Origin of the sequence: Woeseia oceani (assembly GCF_001677435.1) — a bacterium.
GTDB classification, from domain to species: Bacteria; Pseudomonadota; Gammaproteobacteria; order Steroidobacterales; family Woeseiaceae; genus Woeseia; species Woeseia oceani.
This window is the reverse complement of record NZ_CP016268.1, coordinates 2518377-2530393: the sequence shown is the minus strand read 5'-3', so window position 1 is coordinate 2530393 and position 12017 is coordinate 2518377. Positions and strand designations below refer to the sequence as shown.

Genomic DNA, 12017 nt, shown 5'->3' with positions numbered 1-12017 from the left:
ATCAGAATCTCAAACAAAACTGTATCAGATAATGCGTGCCTGGAAAGACCGTTCAGTCCCGTTCTGGCAGCAAGGGTTCGTTCCTTGCGTGCGAGTGGCCACGAAAGAGGCCGATTTTCCTGCCGCCTTCAGTAACTACCTCCACATCGTAAACCCCCCGCCGGCGGCCGCGCACCTGTTCTTTGGCGATGGCCAGCAGGTGTTCACCCTCGTAGGCTGGCGACAAAAACTCGATGCTCGCACCGGAAGCAACGGTAATGTTGTTGTACGTATTGCAGGCGAAGGCGAAAGCTGAGTCAGCCAGCGAAAAGATGAAACCGCCGTGACAGCTGCCGTGGCCGTTCAGCATGTCCTCTCGAACGGTCATGCGCGCTTCGGCGTAACCGGGCTGTACCGCGGCTATTTCGATACCCAAACCTTGAGTGGCCGGGTCACAGGCAAACATGTGAGTGGCACATTCACCAGCGAGCGCTATTGCGGCGTCATCAGACATGCTGTCAGCTCCGTGAGTGTACATTATCAGCTTTCAGGCCGCCGAAACGTTGGTAAAAGTGTGCATCAGCAGCGGGCAACGGTCCATCGGCGGTTTCCATTTCCGAAACGAGATAGGGTTCAGCGGGGGCAGCCACCGTACTGTACAGATTTCGGCACAGTTGGTACGCGGCTGCGCCATCCCAGCGGCGGGGCAACAGCGCGTCGGGTAACAAAGGGTCGCGCAGGTGTATTTTGCGGTATTCGTGAATTAACAAGGTCCGGACCTGGAAGCACAGTTCGGGATCCAGTGGTTCTTTCTGATTACAAACACTCGCATAGACAGGTTGAAAATCCTTAAGAAACTTGCGGTAGCGGCTGGCAATTGCGTCCAGCGACCAGGCCGCATGTACTTGTTTTTTCAGTTGTGACTGTTGCCGTTCATTGGTCACACGGGATTCCATCAACATAACGCGATCACTGCAGCCCGCGGCAGCAAGGCATTCCTTTACTGCGCCCAGATCGGGAGCGGGGTGCGCAAACACACAGGTCGAGAAAGGCGCAAAGCCAAGCCAGCCCAGCTCTTTCCGCAGCGTATCGCGTTCCGTGGTAGTCAGTGCCCCGGTCATTACCAGGTACCACGTACCAGGCCAGGCCTGGTGTGGTTCGGCATAGATGCGCTTGCTGGCTTGATCAAACCGGTGACGACCGCTGGCGGTAAGGCGGTAGTAGCTGCGCCGGCCGAGTTGTTCAGAGTCCAGCCAGCCATCTTTAACCAGTCGAAACACCGAGGTGCGCACTAATCGTTGGTTAACGCCAAAGCGTTGTAATGCCTGGATCAGGTTGCCGAGCCAGACAGACCCGCCGTGCACAGCAATGGAGTCGCCGAAAACACTGATCACGAGTGAGCTCGCGCGTATAGGCTTCTGCTGCTCGAATCGACGGACCAGTCGCTTGCAGGCGAGAGTAAAGTCGGTGCGGTGAGAGCGCCTGTTGGTCATTTGGCTGTGCGTCTTTCTCATTATTATTGTGTTGTTGTACACGCGCAGTTCGATATGATACTAATTATATAACATTTTCCAAAAATTTGTTTCATAACAGGAGTGGTGCATGAAGCTCGGGTGTTACGCAGAGAACCAGTGGGTAACGGGTAGCGACGATGGCGTTTTGTTGCGTAGCGCTGTCGACGGAGAGCCGATTGCTTCGGCCAGCAGTGCCGGACTCGACTTTGGTGCAATGCTCCAGTATGCGCGTCAGAAAGGTGGTCCAGCGCTCAGAGCGATGACCTTTCATCAGCGTGCTTTGATGTTGAAGGCACTGGCGTTACACCTCAACGAGTGCAAGAAAGAGCTTTATGCTCTATCGACTCAAACCGGTGCGACGAAGTCTGATTCGTGGATCGATATCGACGGTGGGATCGCGACCATGTTCGTTTATTCGAGCAAGGGACGCCGGGAATTGCCGAACGACCATGTGCTGGTTGATGGCCCTGCAGAAGTTATTTCCAGGCAGGGTACGTTTACCGGGCAGCATATTTTTGTACCTCGTCGCGGCGTTGCGGTACAGATCAACGCATTCAACTTCCCTTGCTGGGGCATGCTCGAAAAGCTGGCGCCAACGTTGTTGGCCGGTATGCCGGTTATCATCAAACCGGCGACCAGCACCGCGTATTTGACGGAACTGGTCGTACGCAAAATGATCGAGGCCAACGTGCTGCCACCGGGCGCTGTGCAGCTCGTTTGCGGCAGTGTTGGTGACTTGCTGGATCGGCTCGATTGCCAGGATGTGATTGCCTTCACGGGCTCGAAAGGCACGGCAGACTATCTGCGCAAGCATCCGAATGTAATGGAGCAAAGTGTTCGCTTTACGGCTGAAACGGATTCACTTAACTGCTCTGTGCTGGGGCCTGACGCAGGCGCAGGTACGCCGGAATTTGATCTCTATATAGATGAGGTCGTCAAAGAGATGACGACCAAAGCCGGCCAGAAATGCACGGCAATCCGCCGCATTATCGTGCCGGAACAGCATAGCGCTGATGTGGTACGCCGATTGTCAGAGCGACTGGCTGCGATCAAAGTCGGCAATCCCGCAAACCCGGAGATGGACATGGGTGCGCTGGTGAGCCAGGGACAACGCGAAGAAGTCATGGAGCGCATTGCCGATTTGCAGAAGGACGGCACTATCGTCCATGGTTCGCTGGATAACTTTGCAGTCGCCGATGGCGACATCAAGAAAGGCGCATACTTTGCACCGGTATTGCTCGAATGCGCCGATCCTATGTCGGCCACGACGCCGCACAGCGTTGAAGCTTTCGGTCCGGTGGCTACGGTGCTTCCGTACCGTGACCTGGAAAGTGCGGCAGAGCTGGTGCGCAAGGGCGGTGGCAGTCTCGTCTGTTCACTGTTCACAAACGATAATGCAGTGGCGCGTGAACTGGTTCTGGATTGTGCGGCCTATCACGGTCGTATTATGACCATCAATCGAGACTGCGCCGCTGAGTCCACCGGCCATGGTTCACCATTGCCGCACCTTGTGCACGGTGGTCCGGGTCGTGCCGGTGGTGGTGAGGAACTCGGTGGAATTCGTGGTGTGCTGCATTACATGCAGCGCACCGCCTTGCAGGGATCGCCATCCACCTTGTCGGCAATTTCCAACCAATGGATACGCGGTGCCAGGGAAATCAGCGACGGTGTTCATCCGTTCCGCAAGACCTTCGAAGAGCTGCAGATTGGCGAAACCGTGCATACTGCCGCGAGAACGATCACTCTCGACGATATTGAGAAGTTCGCCGAGCTAAGTGGCGACAAGTTCTACGCGCACATGAGCGAACCTGATGCGGCACGCAACCCGTTCTTCGAGGGGCGTGTTGCGCACGGCTATTTCATTGTTTCGGCGGCTGCCGGCCTGTTTGTGGACCCGGCACCAGGTCCGGTACTCGCGAATTACGGTGTGGACAATCTGCGTTTCGCGGCGCCGGTCAATCCGGGCGATACGCTCAAGGTCCGCCTGACTTGCAAGCAGAAAAAGTGGCGCGAAGCCAGTGGCTACGGCGAAGTGTACTGGGATACCGAAGTCATCAATCAGGACGATGAAATCGTCGCAACCTACGATGTCCTGACCATGGTTGCCTCGGCCGAAACCATGCAGGAAATCGAGAGCGCCTGAAGCAACGGGCCAGCGCCCGGCGGCTACGGCCCGCCCGGCGGCGCACTACGACCGGACCGGCAATTTCTTGCTTATCAGGTTCTTATCAGCCTGCTGGCCGCTGTAAGCAGCGGCCAGCAGGCTAATCCTGGTCCTTCCCCTGACCACCAGCGGCGCCCCGTACGGTCCGCCGCAAATGGCAGCGTGCGCTGCCGCCCTCGGGCAAAACTTCACTCGGTCCTTTGTCATGGCGAGCCAGCGGCTTGCCGGGACGAATTTGCCAGATATGCTAACGTAGCGGCGCCCGAATCCGGCCGCACCCGTTGCGTGCCGGCGGCACGCAACGCTTTTACAGCAAGTTCAGGCATAACATCGGCAGGTCGAGTCAGTGAAAAAATTCAAGAAAATTCTCGTTGCGAACCGTAGCGAGATTGCTATCCGCATCATGCGCGCAGCGCGTGAACTCAATATTCCCAGCGTTGCCGTTTATTCAACGGAAGACCGGCTGACATTGCATCGATTCAAGTCCGAAGAGGCCTATTGCATAGGTGTTGGCAAATCCCCGCTGGAAGCCTATCTGGATATTGAAGATATCCTGCGGGTCGCAGTGCAGACTGGCTGTGATGCGATTCATCCCGGATACGGCTTTTTGTCCGAGAATCCGGATTTCGCCGAACGCTGCGCGGAGCACGGCATCACTTTCATCGGTCCGTCGCCTGATGTCATGCGGCGCCTGGGTAACAAGGTTGAGGCCCGTGCGTTGGCGGTTGCCGCCGACGTGCCGGTCATGCCAGCCAGCGATCCTTTGCCGGCGGATCCGGCCGCGGCACTGGAGGTGGTCAACGCGATAGGCTTCCCTGTCATGCTGAAAGCCAGTTGGGGTGGCGGTGGCCGCGGCATGCGCGTGTTGGAAAATGCGGCAGAGTTGCGAGATCAGCTCGAGATGGCCAAGCGTGAAGCGAAGTCTGCCTTCGGTAACGACGAAGTGTATGTCGAAAAGCTGGTGCGGAATGCCCGACATGTCGAAGTTCAGATCATTGGTGATCAGCATGGCAACGTCGTGCACCTGTTTGAACGCGACTGTTCAGTACAACGCCGCCACCAGAAAGTGGTTGAACGAGCGCCCGCGCCGTACCTGAACGAGGAGCAGCGCAGTGAGATCTGTGCGGCTGCGTTGCGCTTGGCGCACTCCGTGAAGTATTCCAATGCAGGGACAGTTGAATTCCTGCAGGACATGGATACCGGGCGCTTCCACTTCATTGAGGTGAATCCGCGAGTCCAGGTTGAACACACGGTAACGGAACAAATTACCGGGCTGGATATCGTCAAGTCACAAATACGCATTGCGGCTGGTGCGCGTATTGGCGATGTGGCGGAGTCAGGTATTCCGGCGCAGCCCGGAATTTCCCGGGTGGGGTCAGCCGTGCAATGCCGTGTGACTACCGAAGATCCGCACAACAACTTCATTCCGGACTATGGCCACATCATTGCGTACCGTAGTCCTGCCGGGCCCGGAATTCGCCTTGATGCGGGTACGGCGTATTCCGGTGCCGATATCACGCGTCACTACGATAGCTTGCTCGTCAAAGTGACGGCGTCTGGTTATTCGGATGATGAAGCGATCGCGCGTATGAGTCGCGCACTCAGCGAGTTCAAGGTCCGGGGAGTAGAGACCAATCTGACATTCTTGCTTGGGCTGATTTCTCACCCCCAGTTTGTCGGCGGTGACTACAACACGCGTTTTATTGACGATACGCCGGAGCTGCTGCGATTGCCGCGACGCAAGAGCAATGGCGGTTTGCTCACCGAGTTCATTGCCGATGTCATCGTCAATGGCAATGCACAGGTTCAAGGGCGTCCGGAACCTCGAGTACGCCGCACGCCGCTGCCACCAGCGATCGTGCGCGGCGAACGACCCGACGGCTTGCGACAGATGTTGCAGAAAGACGGTGCCAGTGCCGTTGCCGGCTGGCTCAAAGCGCAACCCGTACCGCAGATTACCGATACGACGTTTCGGGATGCGCATCAGTCGTTGCTGGCGACCCGTTTTCGTACCGCCGACATGTTACGAATCGCGCCGCATTACTCACAATGGCTGCCGAATCTGTTCTCGGTCGAGAGCTGGGGTGGCGCGACGTTTGATGTCGCCATGCGCTTTCTGAATGAGGACCCGTGGCAACGTCTGTCTGACTTGTCGGAAGCAATGCCGAACCTGATGCAGCAAATGCTGTTGCGGTCTTCGAACGGTGTTGGCTACCGAAACTATCCGGATAACGTCGTGCGCTATTTCATCGCGCAATCGGCTGCAGCCGGCGTTGACGTATTTCGTATCTTTGACTGCCTGAACTGGGTCGAGAACATGCGTCTGGCAATTGATACGGTCGCGGAAAGCGGCAAACTGGCGGAAGCCGCCATTTGCTATACGGGTGACATGCTCGATCCTGGTCGCTCCAAGTACGATTTGAAGTACTACGTGACGATGGCCAAGCAACTGGAAGCGGCTGGAGCTCACATACTCGGCATCAAGGACATGGCCGGCCTGCTCAAACCTGCAGCGGCGAGTTTGCTGGTGCGAACCTTGAAAGAAGAAGTCTCACTGCCCATCCATTTCCATACGCATGACACGAGTGGTGCGGCCGCGGCAAGTATTCTCGCTGCAGTGGAGGCGGGCGTGGATGCTTTCGATGCCGCGATGGACTCGATGAGTGGCTTGACCTCGCAACCGAACCTCGGTTCGCTTGTCGCAACACTGCAAAATTCTGACAAGGACTGTGGACTGGATCTGAACGCGATCCGGCGTATCAGCGACTATTGGGAGGAAGTACGCGGCCAATATGCAGCATTTGAGCCGGATGTACGTTCCGGTGCGTCCGAAGTGTATTTGCACGAAATGCCTGGTGGTCAGTTCACCAACCTGAAGGAACAGGCGGAGTCGCTGGGGATAGGGCGGCGTTGGCACGAAGTCGCTCGTGCGTATGCCGACGTGAATCTGGCGTTCGGCGACATTGTTAAAGTGACACCGTCATCGAAGGTGGTCGGCGATATGGCCCTCATGATGGTTACTGCCGGTATTACGATTGACGATGTCGTAAACCCTGACAAAGAAATCGCTTTCCCAGAGTCTGTGGTGTCTTTTTTCGCAGGCGATTTGGGACAACCGCCGGGCGGCTTTCCGCCGGCGTTGCAAAAGAAAGTCTTGCGGGGCCGGCAGCCAATTACTGTTCGACCCGGGAGCCAACTCGAGAGTGTGGATCTGGATAAAGAGCACGCCTCGCTAAACAAGGCAGGGCGCACACCGGTCAGTAAATACGACCTCGCATCGCACCTGATGTACCCCAAGGTTTTTGAAGAATTCCGCAATCACCGCGATGTCTTTGGCGATGTGAGTGTCTTGCCGACGCATGTTTACTATTATGGAATGGAGCCCCGTGAAGAACTGACGGTCACGATGGAGGGTGGCCGGCAGGTGGTCATACATTACCTGACGTCAACTGAACCGAACGAGCACGGCTATCGTCGTTTGTTTTTTGAAATCAATGGCCAGCCAAGTTCGGTACGCGTACTTGATCGCAAGCTCGCAAGACCCGAGCTTACGTTGGAGAAAGCGGATCGAAATAACTCTGCTCACGTGGCGGCGCCAATGCCGGGCCTGGTAACCACCATAGCTGTAGAAGTAGGGCAAAAGGTGAAGCGAGGCGATGCCTTGCTGACCATGGAAGCCATGAAGATGGAAACCGCGGTATCGGCTGATCGGGATGGAAAGGTCAAGCGTATTGTCGTTGCCGTTGGAACTCAGGTGGATGCCAAGGATCTGTTGGTCGAACTCGACTAGTGTTTCATCAATTGGCTCGCAGGTAGCGGGCGCAACGTTAGAAGTTACTATGAAAATTGTTAGTGCAGTTTGTTTGTGTTTAATGTCCGTATTCGCCGTTGCGGCGGAAATCTCCATCGAGAATGCATGGGCCCGAGCAACCCCACCAGGCGCACGCACCGGCGCTGCGTATTTTGCGCTCAGGAATACCGGGGAAGCGGATCGACTCGTTGGTGTTAAAAGTACGGTCGCTGAGAAATCGGAAGTCCATACGCATATAGCAGAGGGCAGCATGATACGTATGCAGCACCTGCCGCAACTCGAAGTTGCTGCGGGTGGTGACGTCGAGTTTGCGCCGGGAGGCCTGCATATCATGCTGATGGGACTTCATGTGCCGCTACGTGCCGGAGACAAGTTCACGTTCACCCTGGTTTTCGAAAAGGCAGGCGAGATCGAGGTAACCGTGGACATTGTCGATGCGCGTAAGGAAGCGTCCTGATGCAGCGACTTCTTTTTGTCATTATTGGTGCTGCCGCGCTGTCGGCTGGCATTTACTTCCAACTGCAGAGCTCGCTACCACCGGAACGGCCGGAGATTGGTGGCTACATTCTGGATGCGCCACGCAGCTTGCCCGACTTCACGTTAATCGATGCGAATGGCAACGACGTAACCAATGACGAATTTCTTGGCGATTGGTCGTTCGTTTATTTCGGTTACACCTATTGTCCCGATGTGTGCCCGCTGTCGCTGGTCGAACTGGCGAAAGTAAAACGGACTTTCGAGGAAACCTTGCCGTCGTTGTCGGACCGTTATTACCTGGTGTCCGTTGATCCGCGCCGGGATACGCCGGAACGGCTGAATGAATACGTCACCTATTTTGACCCGGAGTTTCGCGGCCTTAGTGGCGATGACGATGACCTATCTCGATTCGCTTTGGCAGCGGCTGTGGTCTACGAGGTTCCGGCAGCGCCCGTCGACCAAGACTATCTCGTCGGTCACACATCCAGCGTCACGGTTATCGATCCACAGGGACGGATCTACGCAATTTTCACCCAGCCCCATACGGCCGCACAAATCACGGCAGATTTTCCGGAAATATTGGAGTACTACAACGCGCAATAAGTGCGGACGTGGCATCCGGCGCTAGCGCTCCTGCAATTTGCTCTGATGCGCAAGATTACGCTGTCTGTGGCGCTACGCACGGCAAGTGCAGTTGCTGGCATTCACTGTGATCTTTAAGCGGGCAGCCTTACGAAGGTCGCGGCGTCCCAGTCTATTGTGGGTCTTACGAACTTCAATTTTCGGTCAGTTCCGCTAAACTTCGGCGCTGTCTTCAATTCAGGGTCGGAATGGGATGCGCTCGGACTTGATCATCGTCTGGTGAGCACTCTGTAACGGTCAATCGGTGAGAGCGACGCAGAGCGCTGTTTCGTCGTAAGAAACGCTGGATATCGTTACTACAGGCGCGCGGTAAGGCGCTTTGATGTCAGCGAATGCGTGCCAGCCGCAATCAAGGAATCAGGACTTGATCGAAAAAATTCGCGGGTATCTGCCCGGCATCATGCTGAGCGCAACCATTGCCCTCGCTTCAGCGTACCTTTCAGAGCACTATGGCGGCCCTGCCATGTTGTTCGCACTGTTGTTGGGCATAGCCTTTAACTTTCTGGCGGACAGTAGCAAAACCGGTCCCGGTATCCAGTTCAGCTCGAAGCGAATTCTGCGAGTGGGCGTTGCACTGCTCGGTGCACGAATTACCTGGACAGAGGTACAGAATCTGGGTGCGGAGACGGTTGCTCTGGTGGTCTCCGGCGTACTCGTGACACTGGTCGTCGGCACAGGTATCGCACGTTTGTTGAAGTTGCCACGCAGCTTCGGCGTTCTGACTGCTGGAGCCGTTGCTATTTGCGGCGCGTCGGCGGCGTTGGCGATTTCGTCAGTATTGCCCAATGATTCGCGCTCGGAACGCTGGACGATTGTCACTGTCGTGGGTGTTACTGCGCTCAGTACCATCGCCATGATGGTTTACCCACTGTTTTCCGCGTTTCTGCAATTCGACGATACAGCCGCTGGTGTTTTCATCGGTGCAACGATTCATGACGTTGCACAAGTCATTGGCGCTGGATATACGATATCCACCGAGGCCGGCGACACGGCGGCCATCGTGAAGTTATTACGCGTATCGTGCTTGCTCCCGGTTGTCGTCGCCATAGGCTTTTTGCAGCGGGGCTCGAAGTCGGCGGACGCACCGAAGGTGCCCTTGTTGCCTTTGTTCCTGTTCGGGTTTGTAGTTCTTGTTGCAGCGAACAGCTTCGGCTTGATCAGCCCGGACATAGCCGCTTTTCTTGGTACGGTTTCTCGCTGGTGCTTGCTGTGCGCCGTCGCGGCACTGGGAATTCGAACGTCACTGGGCGAACTGGCAGTAGTGGGGCCACGACCGTTGTTGGCGATGGTCTCGCAAACCGCACTGCTGGCCCTGTTTGCAATTGGCGGCTTGCTCTACCTGGACTAGTCACAGCACGGCACCGATCACACCCGGTCACCAGGCCGTACAATCTCTGACAAGCGGCAGTATCCGCGGTGACGACGAGCCACAGTCACCGGTGGAGGTCCGGTGCCTGCTGCTTGCCGATAATTGTCGGCGCAATCCGTTGCACGGGCGTATCATCGGGATTCCTGACAGGGAGGGACCGTCATGAACTTCTTGAAGTGCATACTCGTTGCTTGTTCTGTCTTACTGGCAGGGTGTGAGCCGTCGTCTCAGCCCGAGCCGTCGGCGGTAATCCAGGAGCCCGTTCATTCAAATCACAGCGCTTCGGCCGACGGGCTCGGCACAGTACATTTCGCCACATCCTGCGACCCGGCGGTAAATGAAGATTTTGATCGTTCCGTCGCATTGTTGCATTCCTTCTGGTTCTCTGCGGCTATTGAATCGTTTCAAACAATTACTGCACGGGACCCGCAATGCGCAATGGCTCACTGGGGAATGGCCATGAGTTGGTGGGGTAATCCGTTTGGCGGATTTCGTACTGACACGGCGATTGCGAATGGTGCGGCGGCTGTCGCGGCAGCGATTTCTGCTGAAGCACAAACGGCGCGAGAACGCGCTTACATTGCTGCCGTTGGTTTGCTGTACAAAGATGCCAGTACGGTTGATCAGCGTAGCCGCACGCTGGCATATGAAAGAGCGATGCAAGCCATTGCGGAAGAGTATCCCGATGATACCGAAGCCAGAATTTTCTACGCGCTCTCGCTTGATCAAACCAATCTGCCGGATGATAAGTCGTACAAGAACTTGATTGCCGCAGCGGATATTCTTGAGAAGGAATTCGAGTACCAACCGGATCATCCGGGTATCGCGCATTACATCATTCATAGCTACGATACCCCCGCGCTTGCACCGCGCGCGGTTGAAGCCGCACGCCGCTATGCAAGTATTGCCCCCGTCGCGCCGCACGCGCTGCATATGCCGTCGCACACGTTCACGCGCATTGGGTCGTGGCAGGAATCCATAGATACCAATCTGGCATCAGCAGCGGCCGCGAGAAATGACAACGCAGCTTCGGAAGAACTGCACGCGCTCGATTACCAGGTCTATGCGTATTTGCAGTCGGGGCAGGACGCCGCCGCGGAAAAAGTGCTGATGTCGGTGCCTTTAATCGCCGAACGTATTGAGACAGCGTCTGCGGGCAATGCCGCGCCGTCGCCGGCGGGCTATTTTGCATCGGCCGCAATTGCCGCACGCTACGCGCTTGAACGTAACGCATGGACTGAAGCCGCGATCTTACCGGTCCGCAAGACGCGCTTTGAATGGGTAGATGCGGTAACGCACTTCCCCCGAGCACTCGGCGCGGCACGCAGCGGCGACATCGATGCTGCGAAACATGACGCCGACAAGCTGGCAATTATACAAGAACAGCTCGAGGCTGCAGGGAATGCTTATTGGAGTGGTCAGGTAGCTATTCAGGAAAAGATCAGCGGCGCGTGGATTGCGACCGCAGAAGGTCGTACGGACGATGGTTTGACAATGTTGCGAGAGGCGGTGCAGATGGAGGACGCTACCGAGAAAAGTGCGATTTCGCCCGGTCCACTGAAGCCGGCACGGGAGTTGCTCGGCGAAATGCTGCTTGAACTCGATCGCTCAACTGATGCATTGGCGGAGTTCGAGCAGGTGATGGTCAAGGAACCCAATCGATTCCGGGCTTTGTACGGCGCGGCGAGCGCCGCAGGGCGGAGTGGCGATACGGCGAAGGCAAAGCAGTATTTTGCACAACTACTGAAGATTTGCGAACGGGCGGATTCCGGGACCAGGGCCGAGCTTGCGGAAGCGCGTCGGGCGGTTGGTGTATAGGGGCGAAATGAACTGTTCGCCGTTTTGACGGACGAGATCGTACGGCCGTTGGAAAACGGCGCTTGCGGATATTCGGGCGGGCATACGCGGTGGTCGCAGTAACAGCGAGCAGAGGGGGTACTTTCTCAAATCGGCGCCACTTATTACTGCATACTTTTGCGCAAAGTCGCTGCCGCAAGTCCTGGCAGAGTGGCTTGAATGACGCGAATAACATTACTCAAAAGGTAGATTACTGCCTGGCTG

8 protein-coding genes are annotated in these 12017 nt (G+C 56.4%); 6 read left to right on the top strand and 2 right to left on the bottom strand.

The window, feature by feature from the left end; translation table 11 throughout:
- Nucleotides 1-52: 52 nt before the first annotated feature.
- Nucleotides 53-493 (bottom strand): hydroxyphenylacetyl-CoA thioesterase PaaI, encoded by a 441-nt coding sequence (gene paaI / locus BA177_RS11435; RefSeq protein WP_068616333.1) that lies wholly within the window; start codon nucleotides 491-493, stop codon nucleotides 53-55.
- A gap of 4 nt (nucleotides 494-497) precedes the next feature.
- Nucleotides 498-1472, bottom strand: a complete 975-nt coding sequence (gene paaX, locus BA177_RS11430) for a phenylacetic acid degradation operon negative regulatory protein PaaX (RefSeq protein WP_068616332.1) — start codon at nucleotides 1470-1472, stop codon at nucleotides 498-500.
- 109 nt (nucleotides 1473-1581) lie between these two features.
- Here paaX and paaZ point away from each other — a divergent pair, with 109 nt between their 5' ends.
- From paaZ to BA177_RS11395, 6 genes are all read left to right on the top strand, one after another.
- Nucleotides 1582-3636 carry a phenylacetic acid degradation bifunctional protein PaaZ gene (paaZ, locus tag BA177_RS11425; protein WP_068616331.1) on the top strand — a complete coding sequence of 685 codons (2055 nt, stop codon included), beginning with the start codon at nucleotides 1582-1584 and terminating at the stop codon, nucleotides 3634-3636.
- Nucleotides 3637-4003: 367 nt separating this feature from the next.
- Entirely contained in the window at nucleotides 4004-7447 is a 3444-nt protein-coding gene (locus BA177_RS11415) for a pyruvate carboxylase (RefSeq protein ID WP_068616328.1), read from the top strand.
- Between the two features lie 82 nt (nucleotides 7448-7529).
- Nucleotides 7530-7925, top strand: coding sequence for a copper chaperone PCu(A)C (locus BA177_RS11410; RefSeq protein WP_197492995.1), 396 nt, complete (start codon nucleotides 7530-7532; stop codon nucleotides 7923-7925).
- Nucleotides 7925-8548, top strand: a complete 624-nt coding sequence (locus BA177_RS11405; RefSeq protein WP_068616325.1) for an SCO family protein — start codon at nucleotides 7925-7927, stop codon at nucleotides 8546-8548. The genes BA177_RS11410 and BA177_RS11405 overlap by 1 nt, the downstream gene beginning before the upstream one ends.
- A gap of 439 nt (nucleotides 8549-8987) precedes the next feature.
- Nucleotides 8988-9935 (top strand): YeiH family protein, encoded by a 948-nt coding sequence (locus BA177_RS11400; protein WP_068619266.1) that lies wholly within the window; start codon nucleotides 8988-8990, stop codon nucleotides 9933-9935.
- A gap of 459 nt (nucleotides 9936-10394) precedes the next feature.
- The gene (locus BA177_RS11395) at nucleotides 10395-11774 is read left to right on the top strand and encodes a hypothetical protein (RefSeq protein ID WP_197492993.1); all 1380 of its coding nucleotides are present in this window, start codon (nucleotides 10395-10397) and stop codon (nucleotides 11772-11774) included.
- Nucleotides 11775-12017: the final 243 nt, after the last annotated feature.

Bases quoted from the DNA above. Each gene is read 5' to 3' on its own strand.
- BA177_RS11400 (WP_068619266.1), top strand. From the start codon at position 8,988: ATGCTGAGCGCAACCATTGCCCTCGCTTCAGCGTACCTTTCAGAGCAC.
- paaX (WP_068616332.1), bottom strand. From the start codon at position 1,472: ATGACCAACAGGCGCTCTCACCGCACCGACTTTACTCTCGCCTGCAAG.
- paaI (WP_068616333.1), bottom strand. From the start codon at position 493: ATGTCTGATGACGCCGCAATAGCGCTCGCTGGTGAATGTGCCACTCAC.
- BA177_RS11405 (WP_068616325.1), top strand. From the start codon at position 7,925: ATGCAGCGACTTCTTTTTGTCATTATTGGTGCTGCCGCGCTGTCGGCT.
- BA177_RS11410 (WP_197492995.1), top strand. From the start codon at position 7,530: ATGTCCGTATTCGCCGTTGCGGCGGAAATCTCCATCGAGAATGCATGG.
- BA177_RS11395 (WP_197492993.1), top strand. From the start codon at position 10,395: ATGGCTCACTGGGGAATGGCCATGAGTTGGTGGGGTAATCCGTTTGGC.
- paaZ (WP_068616331.1), top strand. From the start codon at position 1,582: ATGAAGCTCGGGTGTTACGCAGAGAACCAGTGGGTAACGGGTAGCGAC.